The organism is Streptomyces sp. NBC_01508 (assembly GCF_045040315.1).
GTDB lineage: Bacteria > Actinomycetota > Actinomycetes > Streptomycetales > Streptomycetaceae > Streptomyces.
Window position 1 is genome coordinate 1,736,909 of the sequence record NZ_CP109419.1, and the last position, 19,139, is coordinate 1,756,047.

Below are 19,139 nucleotides of genomic sequence, written 5' to 3' on the forward strand. Positions count from 1 at the left end.
GGGTCCGCGGGCCCCGGATCATCGGTCGAACCGGTAGCCCATGCCGGGCTCGGTGACGAAGTGCCTGGGGTGCGAGGGGTCCGCCTCCAGCTTGCGGCGGAGCTGGGCCATGTAGACCCGCAGATAGTTGGTCTCCGTGCCGTAGGAGGGCCCCCAGACCTCCTGGAGGAGCTGTTTCTGGCTGACGAGCCGGCCGGTGTTGCGTACCAGGACCTCCAGCAGGTGCCACTCGGTCGGGGTGAGCCGTACGTCGCGGCCCTCCCGGTGCACCTTCTTGGCCACCAGGTCGACGGTGAAGCCCGCGGTCTCGACCATCGCGACGCCGCCGTCGTCGCCGGAGCCGACGGGCTCGGCGCGGCGGACGGCGGCGCGCAGCCGGGCGAGGAGTTCGTCCATGCCGAAGGGCTTGGTGACGTAGTCGTCGGCGCCCGCGTCCAGCGCCTCGACCTTCTCGTCGGAGGTCTGGCGCGCGGAGAGCACCAGGATCGGTACCCGGGTCCAGCCGCGCAGGCCCTTGATGACCTCCACGCCGTCCATGTCGGGCAGGCCGAGGTCGAGCACGACGACGTCCGGATGGCGGGCGGCGGCGAGTTCCAGGGCGCTCGCGCCGTCGGCGGCGGCGTCGACCTCGTACTTGCGGGCCTTGAGGTTGATCACGAGCGCGCGCACGATCTGCGGCTCGTCGTCGACCACGAGCACCCGCACGGGGCCTCGGGGGTCTCCCCCGGCGGGAGGCGCCATGGTGGCCTGCCTTTCTGCTGTGCCGCCGGTCATGACGCGACCTGTGCGGGTAGTTCGGGGCCGTACGGCGTGAGGCCCGGTACGGCCGTGAGATCCAGGACCATGGTCAGTCCGCCGCCGGGGGTGTCCTCGGCGGTGAGGGTGCCTTCCATGGCGTCCACGAAGCCGCGGGCGACGGCGAGGCCGAGGCCGACACCGGCCCCGCGCGGGGCGTCCCCGTGGCGCTGGAAGGGCTCGAATATGCGTTCCTTGGCTTCGTCGGGGACGCCGGGACCGCGGTCCACGACGCGTACCTGGACGCGGGCGCCGAGCGAGCTGGCCGCGACGGTGACGCGGGTGCCATCGGGGCTGTATTTGACGGCGTTCTCGACGATGTTGGCCACGGCGCGCTCCAGCAGGCCGGGGTCGACGGCGACCATCGGCAGTGATTCCGGGATGTCCAGGTCCACGCTGTCCTCGGGGACGCCGCCGAGCGCCATGGGGACGACCTCGTCCAGGTCGATCTCGCGGATCAGCGGGGTGACGGTGCCGGTCTGGAGCCGCGACATGTCGAGCAGGTTGCCCACCAGGTGGTCGAGGCGGTCGGCGCCGTTCTCGATGCCTTCGAGGAGTTCGGCGTGGTCCTCCTCGGACCATTCGACGTCGTCGGAGCGGAGCGAGGTGACGGCGGCCTTGATGGCCGCGAGGGGGGTGCGCAGGTCGTGGCTGACGGCGGCGAGCAGGGCCGTACGTATCCGGTTGCCCTCCGCGAGCCTGCGGGCGCCCTCGGCCTCGCCCACCAGGCGCTGGCGGTCGAGTACGACGGCGGCCTGGGCGGCGAAGGCGGAGAGCACCCGGCGGTCCTCGGCGGGCAGCACCCGGCCGGAGAGCGCGAGCGCCAGGTGGTCGCCGACGGGCAGGTCGACGTCGGCGGCGTCGGGGCGGTCGACGGGCCTGGGTCCGACGCTGCCCGCGCGGGTCCACGGGTCGACGTCGCTGGTGCGTTCCAGCAGCGCCACGGACTCCATGGAGAACGTCTCGCGTACGCGTTCCAGCAGGGCGTCCAGGGTGGTCTCGCCGCGCAGCACGCTGCCGGCCAGGAAGGACAGGATCTCGGACTCGGCGCGCAGTCTGGCGGCCTGGTGGGTGCGGCGGGCCGCGAGGTCGACCACCGAGGCCACGGCGACGGCCACCGCGAAGAAGATCACGATGGCGACGAGGTTCCTGGGGTCCTGGATGGTGAGGTTGTGGGTGGGCGGGGTGAAGTAGAAGTTCAGCAGGAGTGAGCCCACGGCGGCCGACGCGAGGGCCGGGCGCAGTCCGCCGAGCAGTGCGGCGAGGACGGTCAGGAAGAGGAAGAGCAGGACGTCGTTGGCCAGGCCGAGGGTGTCGTCCAGCGCGGTGAGCAGCAGCGTCAGCAGGACGGGGGCGACGACGCCGGCCAGCCAGCCGGAGATGATCCGGGAGCGGCCGAGGCGGGCGCCGTGCGCCACGGGCAGGCCGCGGCCCTTGGCGACCTCCTCGTGGGTGACGATGTGGACGTCCAGGTCGGGTCCCGACTCGCGGGCGACGGTGGCGCCGACGCCCGGCCCGAAGACGTACTGCCAGGCCTTGCGGCGGCTGGAGCCGAGCACGATCTGGGAGGCGTTGACGCCGCGTGCGAACTCCAGCAGCGCCGAGGGCACGTCGTCGCCGATGACGTGGTGGAAGGTGCCGCCGAGGTCTTCGACCAGGGTGCGCTGGACGGCGAGTTCCTTGGGTGACGCGGAGGTGAGGCCGTCGCTGCGGGCGATGTAGACGGCGAGGATCTCGCTGCCGGAGCCCTTGGCGGCCATGCGGGCGGCGCGGCGGATGAGCGTACGGCCCTCGGGCCCGCCGGTGAGGCCGACGGCGATGCGCTCGCGGGCCTGCCAGGTGGTGCGGATGTTGTGCTCGCCGCGGTACTGCTGGAGGTATTCGTCGACCCGGTCGGCGGTCCAGAGCAGGGCGAGTTCGCGCAGCGCGGTGAGGTTGCCGGGGCGGAAGTAGTGCGAGAGGGCGGCGTTGACCTTGTCCGGCTGGTAGATGTTGCCGTGCGCCATGCGGCGGCGCAGCGCCTGGGGTGACATGTCGACAAGTTCGATCTGGTCGGCCCGTCTGACCATCTCGTCGGGGACGGTCTCACGCTGCCGTACGCCCGTTATCGATTCGACGACATCGCCGAGTGATTCCAGGTGCTGGATGTTGACGGTCGACACGACGTCGATGCCCACCTGGAGCAGTTCCTCGACGTCCTGCCAGCGTTTGGAGTTGCGGGAGCCCGGGACATTGGTGTGGGCCAGTTCGTCCACCAGCGCGACGGCGGGGCGGCGCTCGATGACCGCGTCGACGTCCATCTCGGTGAAGACGGTGCCCCGGTGCGGCAGCTCCCGGCGATGGATCTGTTCGAGGCCCTGGAGCATGACCTCGGTGCGTGGCCGGTTGTGGTGCTCGACGAACGCCACCACACAGTCGGTGCCGCGCTCGACGCGCCGGTGCGCCTCGGAGAGCATCGCGTACGTCTTGCCGACGCCCGGTGCCGCGCCCAGGTAGATCCTCAGCTTGCCGCGTCCCATGGCCCCATTGTCTTCCCACCGGGCCGCTGCGTCTCCCGGCGGCTTCCCGCCCGAAGCTACAGCCATGGAAGACGGCAAAACGGACATCCGGTGGGGCGCGGGGTCCGTCTTGACACGATTCTGATGGACCTGGTGCTACGGCCGCGGGGAGCGCTCGTGTTCCACGAGGCGGCCGTCGGCGAGTTCGATCACCCGGTCGGCGAGGCCGAGGAGCTGGGCGTCGTGGGTGGCCACGAGCGCGGTGACGCCCTCGCTGCGGACAACCGCGCGCAGCAGCTCCATCACGGCGAGCCCGGTCTCCGCGTCGAGCTGTCCGGTGGGCTCGTCGGCGATCAGCAGGGCGGGCCGGTTCGCCAGGGCGCGGGCGATCGCGACGCGCTGCTGCTGGCCGCCGGACAGCTCACCGGGGCGCTGCGCCGTGTGGTCGCCGAGGCCGACAAGGGCGAGCAGCAGCGCCACCCGCTCCTCGCGCTCGCGCGGGTCGGCCCTGCGCAGCCGCAGGGGGACGCCGACGTTCTCGGCGGCGGTGAGGATGGGGATCAGTCCGAAGGACTGGAAGATGAAGCCGATCCGGTCGCGGCGCATTTCGAGCAGGCCGCTCTCGCCGAGCGTGGCGAGGTCCGTGCCGTCGACGGTGATCTGTCCGTCGTCCGGGGTGTCGAGGCCGCCGACGAGGTTGAGCAGGGTCGTCTTGCCCGATCCCGAGCGGCCCTTGAGCGCGATCAGCTCGCCGCGCGACGCGGTGAAGGACACCCCGCGCAGCGCGTGGACGGCGGTGGCGCCGGTGCCGTACGAGCGGTGCAGGCCACTCACCCGCACCATGGGTGCGGTCGCCTCGCCGGCCAGGGCCGTGCCGGTGCCGCTGCTGGTCTCGGTCATGACTCATCCCCCGCACGGTGCCGACTGCCGGGCGCCAGTATGTGCGCGATCCGTGCGGCCGGGCAATGGTGGCAACCACACAAGCCGGTGGGCCGCGCTCCCGTGACGGGAGCGCGGCCCACCGGCTTGTCTGAGCGTACGTGCCAGGCCGTGCTGGGGAAGTAGCGCCGTCCGCCCACAGGGCGGGCCTCGCGCCCGCCCGCGGAGCGGCTGACGACTCCGTCGGCGCGTGCGATCGCAAGGCGGAGGATCGCTCTCGTACTGGGCGTACTCGGATGCCTTCGAAAACGCTGTCAACGCGACGAGCGGGCACCTCCCGTGCCCCCCTCGGGGCTACGGGGGAGTGCGTGCCGGGCGTCGTCGGCCGGGCGGGACTTCCCCAACACGGCCGGGGTCAGCGCACCTCGGTGATCTCGGGGCCGCGCTGAAGCTGGCCCATGCCCCCGGCGAAGCGGGAACCTTCCTGCTCCTCGGCCTGCTGGACGCCCTCGGCAACCATCTGCGCGTCGTCGGGGAGCTTCAGGACGATCGGGTCGCGGGGCGCCATCGGGCCGTCACCGCGCACGACGACCGTGTCCCGGAAGATCTGCTCCAGCAGTCCGGCGGCCTCGGGCTGCACCGCGCCCTGTCCGGAGATCACTCCGCGCAGGAACCAGCGCGGCCCGTCGACGCCGATGAAGCGCACAAGCTGTACGCCACCGGTGCCGTCCGGGAGCTGCACCGGCACCTGGGCCCTGAGCTCCCAGCCGAGCGGGCCCTCGACCTCGTCGATGATGCCGCCCTGCTGCGTGATGCCCGAGGCGATCTCCTCGCGCACCTCGCTCCAGATGCCCTCCTTCTTGGGAGCGGCGAAGGCCTGGAGCTGTACGGCGCTGTCGCGTACGACGACGGTCGCCGCGACGATCGCGTCGCCCGCGACCTCCACCCGAAGCTCCATCCCGTCGACCCCGGGGACGAAGATGCCGCCCAGGTCGACGCGGCCCTCGTCGGGCTTGGAGACCTCGGAGGCGTCCCACGGCCCGTCGGGCCGGGGGGCCGGGGGAAGATTCACCCGGCGGGGCTGCTCTGCCCCGTCCTCCGCGTCGTCAGCGGCCTCGTCGGCAACGTCGTCGACGACCTGCTCGGCCTCGCCCGCCGTGTCATCGGCGGCACCGCTCTTCTTGCGACGTCCGAACACGTCACTGTCCTTCCCGGTCGGATACGACCGATGCGTATCGATTCCCGCCCTGTGAACCGCCCACCGCGGCATGACCTCCGGTGGACCCGAAGCCCCCCTCGGCCCGTGCCGAGCCGGGAAGCTCCGCCACCTCGTGGAAGCGCACCTTCTCGACCTGCTGGACGACCAGTTGGGCAATCCGGTCGAACCGCTCGAACCGCACCGACTCGCGCGGGTCGAGATTGACCACGATCACCTTGATCTCCCCACGGTACCCGGCATCCACCGTCCCCGGGGCATTCACCAGAGCCACCCCGCACCGGGCGGCCAGCCCGGATCGCGGGTGCACGAAGGCGGCGTACCCGTCGGGCAGCGCGAGGGAAACCCCGGTGGGCAGAACGGCGCGTTCGCCCGGAGCGAGATCGGTGGCCTCGGTGGTGACCAGATCGACGCCGGCGTCGCCCGGGTGCGCGTACGAGGGGAGCGGCACCTGCGGGTCGGTGCGGCGGATCAACACGTCGACAGGAGTGCCGGGGGCAGGACTCATGGGTTCACCTCGAAGGCGCGGGCGCGCCTGACCTGGTCGGGATCGGCCATGACCGCCCGGATCTCCTCCTGGCGGCCGTTGTCGATGAAGTGGTCGACCTTCACTTCGACGAAGAGGGCGTCGGCGCGCAGCGCGACGGGCCCCTCGGGGCCGTTGAGCCGGCCGGTCGCGGAGCAGAAGATCTTCCGGCCGCTCACGGCGGTGGCCTCGGCGCTGAGGAAGAGCACGGTGTCGACGGGTACGGGGCGGACGAAGTCCGTCTCCAGCTTGCCGGTCACGGCGACCACGCGCAGCAGCCAGCTGAGCGCGCCGAGCGACTCGTCGAGCGCGGTGGCGAGTACGCCGCCGTGCGCGAGGCCGGGGGCGCCCTGGTGGGCGGGCCGCACGGTGAACTCGGCGGTGATGGTGACACCCTCGCCGGCCCTGGCCTGGAGGTGGAGGCCGTGGGGCTGCTCGTCGCCGCAGCCGAAACAGTGCGCGTAGTGGGAACCGAGCAGTTCCCCGGGGGCCGGGGCCTGAGGGTGCCGTACCGGCGCTATGGCGTCGGCCGGCGGCGTCAGAGCCGGGGACCGGGCGGCGGAACGGGGGGTCTTCCCCCCGGAGGGCACAGTACTCACAGGCGCAGACCTTACCCGCGCGGCTACCCGCCGGTCGCACCGTGCCAAGCTTGGCCCCATGGAGCACTCAGCCGCGCCTTACGACGAACGTCTCACCGCCCCCGGTTCCTGGTGGGTGATCACCGCTCTCGTCGCGCTCTCGGGCGGTCTCATCCTGCTGCCGCTGGGCACCGTGCCGATGCTCGGGGCGGTGGTCGTGACGGGGCTGCTGGCCGCGTCGGCCGTCAGTTCCTACGGCTCCGCGCGGATCCGGGTGGTGGCCGGATCGCTGGTCGCGGGCAGTGCCCGGATCCCGGTGGCGGCGCTCGGCGGCGCGGAGGTGCTGGCCGGTGAGGAGGCGCGCGCCTGGCGCATGCACAAGGCCGATCCCCGCGCCTTCATGCTGCTGCGCAGCTACATCCCGACGGCGCTGCGGGTGGAGGTCACGGACGCGGCCGACCCGACGCCGTACGTCTATGTGTCGACCCGGAACCCGAGGGCGCTCGCGGCGGCGCTGGACGCGGTACGGAAGAGCGAGAACGGCACGGCGGACAGGGCCTAGGGTCTTTCGTTTGGATCAGGCCGGATGAGGGAGCGGGGTCTGGTGCCGTGGATCGCGAGGCGGAGGAGGGAGGCATGGCGAGAATCGTGCCTGCCCTTCCGCCATCAACGCGGCGAGGCGCGGTGCCAGGGACCGCGAGCCCGGCAAGATCCAAACGAGAGGCCCTAGTACTGCAACCGTGTTTGCTGTGACGATGGTTTAGTCACGGGCTGTGGCCTCGTCGTTTGTAGTGGCTGACGCGTGCTCGGTGCTGTGCTCGTCGCCGCCAGTGGGACCAGTGCAGGACCTGGGCGAGTGAGGGCAGGAGGCGTGCGGTGAGGTGGGCGGTCAGGCGGCGGATTTCGGGCAGGCTCAGTGGGACAAGGTACTGGTCAGCGGATCGTGAGCCCCCTTTTTCAGCTCCTGCGCACGGACCGTTGCCAGGTAGGCGTGGGCCGCCATGGCCAGCGTGATGTGCCGATACCAGGCGTGGTACTTGCGGACCTGGTAGTGGTCCAGGCCGCACTCGTTCTTCGCGGTCTGGAAGCATTCCTCGATCGTCCACCGGCGGCCGGCCACCACCAGCAGTGTGTTCAAGGTGGTGCCCTCGGGTGCGAAGCACACGTAGTAGGCGATCCCGGTGGGATCGGTGACGCTGCGACGGGCCAGAACCCAGTGCTCGACGCCCTCCTCACGCCAGGGCCGGATCGGTGCCCGGGCCCAGTCGTAGACCCGCTCGCCGTGGGCGCCCGACCCGCACGAGCGGCGTTTCCATGCCTGTCGGGGCAGGCCCGCCACCAGTTCCTCCACGACATGGTCCATGCGGGAGGCGGTTACGACAGTGTCGGTCCGACGGGTGGCCAGCACGTGGAACACCCCACGCTGTTCCAGCCAGTAGCGCAACCCCTTGACCTGCCCATATGCCTCGTCGGCCGTCAGCCACGCGAACGGCACCCGGGCTGCGAGGGTCCGTTCGATCATGGCCTTGGCGTGCTCGATCTTCGTGGCGAAGGTGACCTCGTCGGGGATCGCCGCGGTGCGGCAGCGGTCCCGGTCCTCGGTCCAGGACGCGGGCAGGTACAGCTCCCGGTCGATCAGCGTGTGGCCGACCTCGGTGGCGTAGGCCAGGAACGTGCCGACCTGGCTGTTCTCGATCCGGCCCGCCGTGCCCGTGTACTGGCGCTGGACACCGGCCGAGCGGACCCCCTTCTTCAAGAACCCGGTGTCGTCCACGACCAGGATCGCCTGCCGGTCACCGAGATGTTCCATCACGAACTCCCGCACATCGTCGCGGACTTCGTCGGCATCCCAGTCACACGTATTGAGCAGCCTCTGCAAACGGTCCGGCCGGTCATGCCCCGCGCGCTCAGCGACCGTCCACGCGTTCTTCCGCTCCAGCGACGACACCAACCCGCGCATGTAAGCCAGCGCCGACTCGCGGGGCTCCGAACGCTGAAAACGGTGCACAAACCGCTCGTGCACCTCTTCCAGCCCCACCGCCCACCGCCGCACGTCACCGATTTCGAGGTCCCCACCCATGACAAGCACAACGACCACGACGTCACGTCGTCACTGCAAACGCGGTTGCAGTACTAGGGCATGTTGCGAAAGTAGCGCCGTCCGCCCGAAGGGCGGGGCCGACGGCGTCTGGTGCGTGCGATCGCAAGGCGGAGGATCGTTCTCGTACTGGGCGTACTTGGATGATTCCGACAACGCGGCGAGTGCGCGTGCCAGGCGTCGTCGGCCAGGCGGGACTTTCGCAACACGCCCTAGCGGCCCAGTTCCTTCGGCAGCTCGGGAGGCAGCACCTCCGGCTGCTCCAGCGGCGGCAGCGCGGGCAGGGCGTCCCAGGGGATCTGGTGGGTGCGCAGGTCCTTACGGATGCGCTCGGCGACCTTCTGGGTGTCGCGCCGGTTCATCATCGCGCCGACGGCGGCTCCGATCATGAACGGCACCAGGTTCGGCAGGCTGCGGACCGTGCGCTTCATGATCTGCTGGCGCAGCTCGCGCTTCATACGGCCGGAGAGCGCCGTGTTGAGCGTCGCCGGTTTCATGATGTCGACGCCGCGCTCCTCGGTCCACGAGGTCAGATACGCGGTGCTGCGCTGTTTGAGGTTGCCGGGCGGACGCCGGCCGTAGACCTCGTGCAGCTCGGCGATGAGCTTCAGTTCGATCGCGGCGACCGCCGTGATCTCCGCGGCCAGTTCGGCCGGCATCGCGGGCGGTACGGGCATCATCGCGACGGCGCCGATACCGGCGCCCACCGTGGAGCTGCTGTTCGCCGCGCCCGCGATGAGTTTGTCGGCGAGCTCTTCGGGACCCAGACCCGGGAACTGCCTGCGGAGCGTGGCCAGATCACGGACGGGAACGCGCGGCGCGTTGTCGATGATCCGGTCGGCGAGGTGCGAGAGGCCTGCCCTGGCGCTCGCGCCGCCCTTCTGGATGCCCCGCCTGACCTTGTCCAGGCGCCGGACCCCGGTCACGGGCGGCCCGTCGTGGTCGCCCTGGGCTGCTTCGAGCGAGGCCGGGAGGCCTCGCCCGTCGTCGTCGGATACGCCGGAATGGGGCAGGAGAGCGGAGTGCTCGGCAGCGGGCGTGGTGCCTTCCGCCGGGCCCGGGCCGCTCCGGTACGCCTCCGGCGCCTTCGCGCGCCGGAAGCGCCGTTTCCTGGACGGTGTGTCACCTGCCACGGCCGACCGCTCCCCTAGTCGCAGTCGCGGCAGATCGGCTGACCGTTCTTCTCCCGGGACAGCTGACTGCGGTGGTGCACGAGGAAGCAGCTCATGCAGGTGAACTCGTCGGCCTGCCTGGGCAGTACGCGAACCGACAGCTCCTCGTTGGAGAGGTCGGCCCCGGGCAGCTCAAGTCCCTCGGCCTGCTCGAACTCGTCCACGTCGACCGCGGATGTCGACTTGTCGTTCCGACGGGCCTTCAATTCCTCAAGGCTGTCGGAATCGACGTCGTCATCGGTCTTGCGTGGGGTGTCGTAATCCGTTGCCATGTCGCTTCTCCCCCTCTGGGTGTCATCGGTGTCTCAGCGCGTAACGCGTGAGAGGCCGGACTTGTGCCCGACCTGAGGCGGAGATTTTGCCTCACATCAAGGTCTGTTACTCAATCGACACCCAACCGGACTCTTTCCGAGTGATCGGCTTTGGGTGGCGAACCGGACCGTACACGGTCCGAATGTCGTACTTCACGGGCGCCACCCCGTGTACTTCCCGTGATCCCGACCCCCGGAAACCCGGATTTTCCCGGCTTTCCGTCAGGGGCTTGATCACGCAGAGTGCGAGGCCGGTATTCGCCCCTGTGATCGATCACACACGGACCAACCGGGAACGGGTCCCGAAAATTCCGCGCATAGCGAACTTCGCTCCGATCCGGAGCGAAAGCTCAGACCGGCAGAGTGACACGCATCACGAGCCCGCCTCCCTCGCGGGGCTCCGCGATGATACGGCCCCCGTGGGCCCGCGCGACCGAGCGGGCGATCGACAGGCCGAGGCCCACGCCCTTGTCGCTGCCGGTCCGCTCCGTACGGAGGCGGCGGAACGGTTCGAAGATGTTGTCGATCTCGTACGCGGGAACGACCGGCCCCGTGTTCGACACCAGCAGCACCGCCTGACCGTGCTCGACCGCGGTCGTGACCTCGACCCAGCCCACCTCCTTCACGTTGTAGCGGACGGCGTTCTGTACGAGGTTGAGCGCGATCCGCTCCAGCAGGACGCCGTTGCCCTGGACGACCGCCGGCCGGCGCTCACCGCGGAGCTCGACGCCCTTCGCCTCGGCCTCGCCGCGCGTCTGGTCGACGGCGCGGGTGGCGACCTCGGCGAGGTCGACGGGCTTGCGCTCGACGAGCTGGTTGTCGCTGCGGGCGAGCAGCAGCAGGCCCTCCACCAGCTGTTCACTGCGTTCGTTGGTGGCCAGGAGCGTCCTGCCGAGCTGCTGAAGCTCCACGGGCGCCGCCGGATCGGAGAGCTGGACCTCCAGCAGTGTCCGGTTGATCGCGAGGGGCGTACGCAACTCGTGGGAGGCGTTGGCGACGAAGCGCTGCTGCGCCGTGAAGGCCCGCTCCAGGCGCTCCAGCATCTCGTCGAAGGTGTCGGCCAGCTCCTTCAGTTCGTCGTCCGGACCGTCCAGTTCGATCCTGCGCGCCAGGTCGGAACCGACCACGCGGCGCGCGGTGCGGGTGATGCGGCCCAGCGGCGACAGGACCCGTCCGGCCATCGCGTAACCGAACGCGAAAGCGATGATGGAGAGCCCGGTGAGGGCGAACAGCGAGCGGGTGAGCAGGTCGTCGAGCGCCTGCTGGCGCTGGGCGGACATGCACGCCTTGAGTGAGTCGTTCAGCTGGTCGTTGTTGACGGCCTCGTTGAGACCGGGACAGGTGGGGCTCGTCAGCTGCACGTTGACCCCGGTCACCTTCAGGGTCAGCTCGCTGCCCTCGTTGATGGCCTGCGCCGCCAGCAGATAGATGATCGACAGCAGCAGGATGCCGGCGATCAGGAACATCCCGCCGTAGAGCAGCGTCAGACGTATCCGGATCGTCGGCCGGACCCAGGGCAGTCCCTGGTCCTGCCGTCTGGGGTCCCAGGTCGGTTTCGGGGGTGCCGCGGGCGGCGCCGGGGTGGTCGCCACGGGCATCAGATCCGGTAACCGGAGCCGGGCACGGTGACGATCACGGGCGGCTCGCCGAGCTTGCGGCGCAGCGTCATGACCGTGACGCGCACGACGTTGGTGAAGGGGTCGGTGTTCTCGTCCCAGGCCTTCTCCAGCAGCTGCTCGGCGGAGACCACGGCACCCTCGCTGCGCATGAGCACTTCGAGGACGGCGAACTCCTTGGGCGCGAGCTGGATCTCCTTGCCGTCCCGGAAGACCTCGCGGCGGTTCGGGTCGAGCTTGATGCCCGACCGTTCGAGGACCGGCGGCAGCGGGACGGTCGTACGGCGGCCGAGCGCCCGCACGCGGGCGGTCAGCTCGGTGAAGGCGAAGGGCTTGGGGAGGTAGTCGTCGGCGCCCAGCTCCAGGCCCTCGACCCGGTCGCTGACGTCGCCGGACGCCGTGAGCATCAGCACCCGGGTGGGCATGCCCAGCTCGACGATCTTGCGGCAGACGTCGTCGCCGTGGATCAGTGGGAGGTCACGGTCGAGCACCACGACGTCGTAGTCGTTGACCCCGATCCGCTCCAGGGCCGCGGCGCCGTCGTACACGACGTCGACGGCCATGGCCTCCCGGCGCAGCCCGGTGGCCACCGCATCGGCGAGCAGCTGCTCGTCCTCGACGACGAGTACGCGCACGTCGCTGTCCTTCCTGTGGAGCCCATCGCCGGAGATCCGGGGAACCGGGCAGGTCGTAGGGCGTGTTTCGAAAGTCCCGCCTGGCCGACGACGACTGGCACGCACGCTCGCCGCGTTGCCGGAATCGTCCAAATACGTCCAGTACGAGCACGATTCTCCGCCTTGCGAGCGCACGCACCAGACGCCGTCGGCCCCGCCCTTCGGGCGGACGGCGCTGCTTTCGCAACACGCCCTGGCACTGGTTGTGCGGGCCCATCCTGCCCGCTACGCGCATAAACCGGCGGTAAGACAATGCCGTCCGTCCGGCATACGGAAGGAATACGGAAGATTCCTGATTGAGGAGAGGTTTCTCGTGGACACGCCCTGGGGATGACGAGTGCACACCCGAGATCACGGCCTTCACGTGGCATGCCACTACCCGCTCTGTCCCCCAGAGGGAGTGGTGCGTGATCGACCGCCGTCGGCACTTCCAGGTGCCACTTGATCCACGACGTCGGCACACCCCCGTGCCATCGACCCACGCCGAGGGGGCGCAATGGACGCATTCACCGCAGGTCTGCTACAGCGCATAAGGGCCACGGAGTCCGATCTCACCCGGGCTCGTGAGACGGGCGACGACTTCCTCGCGGAGGTCGAGCAGGAGGAGCTGGAGGATCTGCACCGCCTCGCCGCCGAGCACGGCGTTCAGTTCGGCGCCGCGAACGTGTGACCCGCGCGGGACGGACCCCGGCACCATGGGACGGTGCCGGGGTCCTTCCCTGTCCGGGCCGGGTCCGGACGGGCCGGGTGAGGGTCCGGCCTGGCCGGGCCCGCGCGCTCAGTCGTGCCAGGCGCCGTACTCCTCCAGCAGCGCCTGGAGCGGTTCGAAGACGCCCGGGGTGGCCGCCACCGTGAGGTCGCCGTCGGCCGGGGCGCCGGGACGGCCGCCGGTGAGGGCGCCCGCCTCACGTGCGACGAGTTCACCGGCCGCGAGGTCCCACGGGTGCAGACCGCGCTCGTAGTAGCCGTCGAGCCGGCCCGCGGCGACGTCGCACAGGTCGACGGCCGCGGAGCCACCGCGCCGGATGTCCCGCAGCCGCGGGATGAGCCGCGCCGCCAGGGACGCCTGGTGGGTGCGGACGGTGGTGACGTAGTTGAAGCCGGTCGAGACCAGCGCCTGCTCCAGCGGCGGTGCCGGGCGGCAGCTCACCGGCCGGTCGTTGAGGTACGCGCCGCCGCCGAGCACGGCCCGGAAGGTCTCGCGCCGCATCGGGGCCTCGACGACGCCGACGAGCGTGACGCCGTCGCGTTCGGCGGCGATGGACACGGCCCAGGTCGGCAGCCCGTACAGGTAGTTGACGGTGCCGTCCAGCGGGTCGATCACCCAGCGGACGCCGCTGCTGCCCGCCGAACTCGCGCCCTCCTCACCGAGGAAGCCGTCGTCAGGGCGGTTCTCGGCCAGAAAGCCGGTGATCAGCTTCTCTGCGGCGATGTCCATCTCCGTGACGACGTCGATGGGACTGGACTTCGTCGCGGCCACGCCCAGGTCGGCCGGACGGCCGTCGCGCAGCAGCGCCCCGGCCCGGCGCGCGGCCTGAAGGGCGAGGGCGAGCAGTTCGGAGGTGAGGGCGTCGGTGTCGACGTCCGGGCGGGGCACGGTCACGGGCGGGTCACTCCTCGGGAGGGCACCGGGCGGTGGGACGGGAGTCGGGCGTGCGGGGCGTCGGGGCCGTGGGGCGTCGGGCGTGCGGGGCGTCGGGCCGTGGGGCGTCGGGGCCGTGGGGCGTACGGGAATTCAGGCGTACGGGCTGTCGGCACCCGCGGCGGCCGGCCGGGGCGTGCGGGCGGGGCAGCAGCCGACCGGGCAGACGTCGTGGCTCGGACCGAGCGCCCCGAGCGCGCACCGTTCCACCGCGCGCCCCCGCTCGGTCGCCGCGCGCTCCAGGAGCAGGTCGCGTACGGCCGCGACGAACCGCCCGTCGGCGCCCACCGTCGCCGAGCGCCTTACGGGCAGGCCCAGTTCGGCTGCCTTCGCCGTGGCCTCGGTGTCGAGGTCGTACAGCACCTCCATGTGGTCCGAGACGAACCCGATGGGGACCATGACGACCGCCGGGGCGCCCGCGCCGTGCAGGTCCTGGAGGTGGTCGCAGATGTCGGGCTCCAGCCACGGGGTGTGCGGGGCGCCGCTGCGCGACTGGTAGACGAGCCGCCAGGGGTGCTCGACGCCGGTCTCCTCGCGCACCGTGTCGGCGATCTGCCGCGCCACGTCGAGGTGCTGGGCGACGTACGCGCCGCCGTCCCCGTGGTCCTCGACGGGGCCCGAGGTGTCGGCGGCGGCCACCGGCACGGAGTGGGTGGTGAAGGCGAGGTGCGCCCCCGCGCGCAGCTCCTCGGGCAGGTCGGCGAGGGACGCGAGCACGCTCTCGGTCATGGGCCGTACGAAGCCGGGGTGGTTGAAGTAGTGCCGCAACTTGTCGATACGGGGCGGCTGAAGACCCTCGTCCACGAGTGTGGCGAGCGCGTCCGCGAGGTTCTCGCGGTACTGGCGGCAGCCCGAGTAGGAGGCGTACGCGCTGGTGGCCAGGACGGCGACGCGGCGTCTGCCGTCCTTGGTCATCTCCCGCAGGGTGTCGGTCAGACAGGGCGCCCAGTTGCGGTTGCCCCAGTAGACGGGCAGGTTCAGGCCGTGTTCGGCGAAGTCCTCGCGCAGCGCCGCCAGCAGCGCGCGGTTGTGTTCGTTGATCGGGCTGACCCCGCCGAACAGGAAGTAGTGCTGCCCAACCTCCTTCAGCCGCTCCTCGGGGATGCCCCGGCCACGCGTCACGTTCCGCAGGAACGGCACCACGTCGTCCGGGCCTTCCGGGCCGCCGAAGGACAGCAGGAGAAGGGCGTCGTACGGAGAAGTCGCAAGCTGTTCGGCCATGACTCGATCCTGCCATCCGCCGCTGGAGTGCGGTGAACCGCTCCCACGCTCGGGGAGGCCGGGCCGTAAGCTGTGTGGGCCTGTTCATTCCTTACCGCCAGTGCTCAGCGGCCGTACGCGCCGTCACTCGCGACAGCGCCCACCGGAGCGACACGTGGTCAGTCCCTACCGTGCGATCTTCGCCGCGCCCGGCACCCGGGGATTCAGCGCGGCCGGCCTCGTCGGCCGGATGCCGCTGTCCATGATGGGCATCGGCATCGTGACGATGGTCTCCCAGCTCACCGGGCGGTACGGGCTGGCCGGCGCCCTGGCGGCGACGCTGGCGCTGTCCGCCGCCGGGGTGGGTCCGCTGATCTCCCGGCTGGTGGACCGGCACGGCCAGCGGCGGGTGCTGCGGCCGGCCGCGCTGACCGCCGTGACGGCCGTCGCCGGGCTGCTGCTGTGCGCCCAGCGGTCGGCGCCCGAGTGGACGCTCTTCGTCTTCGCCGCCGGCGCGGGCGCCGTGCCGAGCGTGGGGTCGATGGTCCGGGCGCGCTGGGCGGAGATCTACCGGGGGGCGCCGCGCGAGCTGCACGCCGCGTACGCGTGGGAGTCGATCGTCGACGAGGTGTGCTTCATCTTCGGCCCGATCATCGCGATCGGGCTGTCCACGGCCTGGTTCCCCGCGGCCGGGCCGCTGCTGGCCGCGCTGTTCCTGCTGGTGGGGGTCTTCTGGCTGACGGCGCAGCGCGCCACCGAACCGGTGCCGCAGTCGCGCGAGCACCACACCCGGGGCACGGCGCTGCGCTCCCCCGGGCTGAAGGTGCTGGTGGTCACGTTCGTGGCGACCGGCGCGATCTTCGGCTCCATCGACGTGGTGACGGTGGCGTTCGCGGAGGAGCGGGGGAACAAGGCGGTGGCGAGCCTCGTGCTCGCCGTGTACGCGTTCGGCTCCTGCCTCGCCGGCGCCGTCTTCGGGCTGCTGCGCCCGCGGGGCAGCGCGTCCAGGAGGTGGCTGGTGGGAGTCTGCGCGATGGCCGTGAGTATGATCCCCCTCCAACTGGCCGGGAGTCTGCCGATCCTGGCCGTGGCGCTCTTCGTCGCCGGCCTCTCGATCGCACCGACGATGGTGACGACGATGGCCCTCGTCGAGGCGCACGTACCTCGCACCAAGCTCACCGAGGGCATGACCTGGACCAGTACCGGACTCGCCGTCGGAGTGGCGCTCGGTTCGTCCGCCGCGGGATGGGTGGTCGACGCCTCCGGGGCGCGGGCGGGGTTCGCTGTACCGGTCGTGGCGGGCGTGGCCGCGGCCGTGGTGGCGCTGCTGGGCCACCGCCGGCTGCGGGAACGGTCAACGGATGGGGAGGGGCGTGGGGCTGATGACCGACACCGGTCCGGGCACGGCGACGACGAGGAACGCGACAAGCACCTGGCGTAACTGGGCGGGGAACGTGAGCGCGCGGCCCGCCCGCACGGTCTCCCCCGCCTCCGTGGCGGAGCTGGCCGACGCGGTCCGGACGGCCGCCGGGGACGGGCTGCGGGTCAAGGCGGTCGGTACGGGGCACTCGTTCACGTCGGCGGCGGCCACCGACGGCCTGCTGATACGGCCCGATCTGCTCACCGGGATCCGCGAGATCGACCGGACGGCCCACACCGTCACGGTGGAGGCGGGCACCCCGATGAGGCGCCTGAACGAGGCCCTGGCCAGGGAGGGCCTGTCGCTCACGAACATGGGCGACATCATGGATCAGACCGTCGCGGGCGCGACGTCCACGGGCACGCACGGCACCGGCCGTGAATCGGCCTCGATCGCCGCGCAGATCCGGGCGCTCGAACTGGTCACGGCGGACGGTTCGGTGCTGACGTGTTCGCCGGCCGAGAATCCGGAGATCTTCGCGAGCGCCCGGATCGGACTGGGCGCGCTGGGTGTCGTCTCCGCGATCACCTTCGCCGTGGAGCCGGTCTTCCTGCTGACCGCGCGGGAGGAGCCGATGTCCTTCGACCGGGTCACGGCCGACTTCGACGGGCTCGTCGCGGAGAACGAGCACTTCGAGTTCTACTGGTTCCCGCACACCGGCAACTGCAACACCAAGCGCAACAACCGCAGCGCCGGCCCGGCGGCCCCGCCCGGCGCGGTCAGCGGCTGGATCGAGGACGAACTCCTCTCCAACGGGCTGTTCCAGGTGGCCTGTTCGATCGGTCGCGCGGTGCCCAGGACCATCCCCGCGATCGCCCGGGTCGCCAGCCGCGCCCTCTCCGCCCGCCTGTACACGGACATCCCTTACAAGGTCTTCACGAATCCGCGCCGCGTGCGCTTCGTGGAGATGGAGTACGCCCTGCCCCGCGAGGCGGCGGTGGGCGCGCTGCGCGAGGTCAAGGCCATGATCGAGCGGTCCCCCCTGCGGGTGAGTTTCCCGGTGGAGGTACGGACCGCGCCCGCCGACGACATCCCGCTGTCGACGGCGTCGGGCCGGGAGACGGCGTACGTCGCGGTGCATCTGTACCGGGGCACGCCCTACCGCTCGTACTTCACGGCGGTGGAACGGATCATGACCGCGCACGGCGGCCGGCCGCACTGGGGCAAGGTGCACACGCGGGACGCGGCGTATCTGGCCGGGGTCTATCCGCGCTTCGAGGAGTTCACGGCGGTACGCGACCGGCTGGACCCGGAGCGGCTGTTCGCCAATCCGTATCTGCGGCGGGTCATCGGGGCGTAGGGCCGCGCGGCGCCTGGGGTGGCCCTGGGTGGTCCGGTGGTCCGTCCTCACGCGCCGCGGTACGGCTATTCGATGACTGCGGTCGCTTCGACCTCGACCAGGAGATCCGGTTCCCCCAGCGCCGCGACGCCCAGCAGGGTGATCGGCTTGACCGGATCGATGCCCATTTTCGCGGCCGCCCGGCCCACGCCCTCACCCAGCAGGGGCATCTTCTCGGGACTCCAGTCGACGACGTAGACGGTGAGTTTCGCCACGTCGTCGAAGGATCCGCCGATCGCGGCCAGAGCGGTGCCGATATTGAGATAGCACTGCTCGACCTGAGCCGCGAAGTCTCCCTCGCCCACGGGTCGGCCGTCGGCATCGCGGGCGACCTGCCCCGCGAGGAACACCAGCTTCGATCCGGTTGCGACCGACATCTGCCGGTAGACATCGGGCTTCGGCAACCCCTCGGGATTGACCATCGTCACGGACATGAACGGCCTCTTTCTCATTGGTGTCGGAAGGAGCAGGATCAGCACCAGATCAAAGCATAGCGGTGCTATGTATTGTGGGGCCATGGCGAGGACGAAAGATCCAGCGGTCCGCTCCCTGCTGCTCGACCGGGCCGGACAGATGCTGCGGACGAGACAACCGGTCACACTCCGCACCCTGGTCGCCGGAACCGGTGTCTCAACGATGGCCGTCTACACCTACTTCGGCGGCATGGACGGCCTGTGGAAGGCGCTGCGGCAAGAAGGCTTCACGCGCCTGGCCGCCCGGCTCTCGGCCGTCGACATGTCCGCGGACCCGGTACGGGACCTCGCCGCACTGGGAACCGCCTACCTGGCCAACGCCCTGGAGAACCCCGATCTCTACCGCGTCATGTTCGACGCGGGCTTCGACCTCGAAGCCACCGTCCCCGCGGACGCGACCCTGCACCGCCTCGTCCGCGCCATCGACCGGGCCAAGGCGAACGGCCGCTTCCGCGACGAGGTCGACCCGCTGGAACTGGCGGTACAGAGCTGGACCATCGGCCACGGACTCGCCTCACTCGTCGCCACAGGCCCCCTGCCGTACCAGACACTCGCTCACGGCGTGCCCCTGCTGACCGCACTGTTCACCAGCGCGGGAGACGAACCCGACCGCTGCCGCCGGTCGGTCGAGCGTGGCTGGGGACGCCTGCCACCGGCCGCGCCCGGCTCTCGTGATGGCGGCGACAGGCCCTGAAGCCCGGA

19 protein-coding genes are annotated in these 19,139 nt (G+C 71.0%); 5 read left to right on the top strand and 14 right to left on the bottom strand.

Annotation, left to right across the window (positions count from 1 at the left end; all coding sequences use genetic code 11):
* Positions 1 to 18: 18 nt before the first annotated feature.
* The 6 genes from OG700_RS07725 to OG700_RS07750 all read right to left on the bottom strand — a co-directional run bounded on the left by OG700_RS07725 (position 19) and on the right by OG700_RS07750 (position 6,513).
* Complete coding sequence (locus tag OG700_RS07725) at positions 19 to 741, bottom strand: response regulator (protein WP_405621514.1); 723 nt, start codon at positions 739 to 741, stop codon at positions 19 to 21.
* A gap of 29 nt (positions 742 to 770) precedes the next feature.
* Entirely contained in the window at positions 771 to 3,314 is a 2,544-nt protein-coding gene (locus OG700_RS07730) for a DUF4118 domain-containing protein (RefSeq protein ID WP_405610877.1), read from the bottom strand.
* Between the two features lie 135 nt (positions 3,315 to 3,449).
* Positions 3,450 to 4,193: an ABC transporter ATP-binding protein gene (locus tag OG700_RS07735; RefSeq protein WP_405610880.1), complete on the bottom strand. Its 744-nt coding sequence runs from the start codon at positions 4,191 to 4,193 to the stop codon at positions 3,450 to 3,452.
* A 394-nt stretch (positions 4,194 to 4,587) separates the two neighbouring features.
* Entirely contained in the window at positions 4,588 to 5,370 is a 783-nt protein-coding gene (locus tag OG700_RS07740) for a DUF3710 domain-containing protein (protein WP_405610883.1), read from the bottom strand.
* Position 5,371: 1 nt separating this feature from the next.
* Positions 5,372 to 5,896: a dUTP diphosphatase gene (gene dut / locus OG700_RS07745; RefSeq protein WP_405610886.1), complete on the bottom strand. Its 525-nt coding sequence runs from the start codon at positions 5,894 to 5,896 to the stop codon at positions 5,372 to 5,374.
* A complete protein-coding gene (locus OG700_RS07750) occupies positions 5,893 to 6,513 on the bottom strand; it encodes a PaaI family thioesterase (RefSeq protein WP_405610889.1) in 621 nt (206 codons plus the stop codon). Before OG700_RS07750 ends, dut begins: the two co-directional genes overlap by 4 nt.
* Before the next feature lie 58 nt (positions 6,514 to 6,571).
* Here OG700_RS07750 and OG700_RS07755 point away from each other — a divergent pair, with 58 nt between their 5' ends.
* Complete coding sequence (locus OG700_RS07755) at positions 6,572 to 7,054, top strand: DUF3093 domain-containing protein (protein WP_405610892.1); 483 nt, start codon at positions 6,572 to 6,574, stop codon at positions 7,052 to 7,054.
* A gap of 351 nt (positions 7,055 to 7,405) precedes the next feature.
* Here the strand turns inward: OG700_RS07755 and OG700_RS07760 are convergent, their stop codons facing one another.
* The 5 genes from OG700_RS07760 to OG700_RS07780 all read right to left on the bottom strand — a co-directional run bounded on the left by OG700_RS07760 (position 7,406) and on the right by OG700_RS07780 (position 12,324).
* A complete protein-coding gene (locus OG700_RS07760) occupies positions 7,406 to 8,572 on the bottom strand; it encodes an IS701 family transposase (RefSeq protein WP_405621376.1) in 1,167 nt (388 codons plus the stop codon).
* A gap of 230 nt (positions 8,573 to 8,802) precedes the next feature.
* On the bottom strand, positions 8,803 to 9,723 hold the full coding sequence (locus tag OG700_RS07765; protein WP_405610895.1) for a hypothetical protein: 921 nt from the start codon (positions 9,721 to 9,723) through the stop codon (positions 8,803 to 8,805).
* A gap of 14 nt (positions 9,724 to 9,737) precedes the next feature.
* Positions 9,738 to 10,034 carry a DUF4193 domain-containing protein gene (locus tag OG700_RS07770; RefSeq protein WP_023538148.1) on the bottom strand — a complete coding sequence of 99 codons (297 nt, stop codon included), beginning with the start codon at positions 10,032 to 10,034 and terminating at the stop codon, positions 9,738 to 9,740.
* 389 nt (positions 10,035 to 10,423) lie between these two features.
* Entirely contained in the window at positions 10,424 to 11,665 is a 1,242-nt protein-coding gene (locus OG700_RS07775; RefSeq protein ID WP_405610898.1) for a sensor histidine kinase, read from the bottom strand.
* 5 nt (positions 11,666 to 11,670) lie between these two features.
* Positions 11,671 to 12,324, bottom strand: coding sequence for a response regulator transcription factor (locus OG700_RS07780; protein WP_023538150.1), 654 nt, complete (start codon positions 12,322 to 12,324; stop codon positions 11,671 to 11,673).
* 535 nt (positions 12,325 to 12,859) lie between these two features.
* On the opposite strand from OG700_RS07780, the gene OG700_RS07785 reads away from it, so the two are divergent.
* Positions 12,860 to 13,033 carry a hypothetical protein gene (locus OG700_RS07785; RefSeq protein ID WP_187280419.1) on the top strand — a complete coding sequence of 58 codons (174 nt, stop codon included), beginning with the start codon at positions 12,860 to 12,862 and terminating at the stop codon, positions 13,031 to 13,033.
* 108 nt (positions 13,034 to 13,141) lie between these two features.
* Here OG700_RS07785 and OG700_RS07790 read toward each other — a convergent pair whose 3' ends face one another.
* Positions 13,142 to 13,960 carry an inositol monophosphatase family protein gene (locus OG700_RS07790; RefSeq protein ID WP_405621516.1) on the bottom strand — a complete coding sequence of 273 codons (819 nt, stop codon included), beginning with the start codon at positions 13,958 to 13,960 and terminating at the stop codon, positions 13,142 to 13,144.
* Between the two features lie 138 nt (positions 13,961 to 14,098).
* Complete coding sequence (locus OG700_RS07795; protein WP_405610903.1) at positions 14,099 to 15,226, bottom strand: ferrochelatase; 1,128 nt, start codon at positions 15,224 to 15,226, stop codon at positions 14,099 to 14,101.
* A 154-nt stretch (positions 15,227 to 15,380) separates the two neighbouring features.
* On the opposite strand from OG700_RS07795, the gene OG700_RS07800 reads away from it, so the two are divergent.
* Positions 15,381 to 16,646, top strand: a complete 1,266-nt coding sequence (locus OG700_RS07800; RefSeq protein ID WP_405610906.1) for an MFS transporter — start codon at positions 15,381 to 15,383, stop codon at positions 16,644 to 16,646.
* Positions 16,588 to 17,925 (top strand): D-arabinono-1,4-lactone oxidase, encoded by a 1,338-nt coding sequence (locus tag OG700_RS07805; RefSeq protein WP_405610909.1) that lies wholly within the window; start codon positions 16,588 to 16,590, stop codon positions 17,923 to 17,925. Before OG700_RS07800 ends, OG700_RS07805 begins: the two co-directional genes overlap by 59 nt.
* 65 nt (positions 17,926 to 17,990) lie before the next feature.
* On the opposite strand, the gene OG700_RS07810 is transcribed toward OG700_RS07805, so the two are convergent.
* On the bottom strand, positions 17,991 to 18,398 hold the full coding sequence (locus OG700_RS07810) for a RidA family protein (protein ID WP_405610912.1): 408 nt from the start codon (positions 18,396 to 18,398) through the stop codon (positions 17,991 to 17,993).
* Positions 18,399 to 18,480: 82 nt separating this feature from the next.
* On the opposite strand from OG700_RS07810, the gene OG700_RS07815 reads away from it, so the two are divergent.
* Positions 18,481 to 19,131, top strand: a complete 651-nt coding sequence (locus tag OG700_RS07815) for a TetR/AcrR family transcriptional regulator (RefSeq protein WP_405610915.1) — start codon at positions 18,481 to 18,483, stop codon at positions 19,129 to 19,131.
* The last annotated feature ends 8 nt before the right edge of the window (positions 19,132 to 19,139 follow it).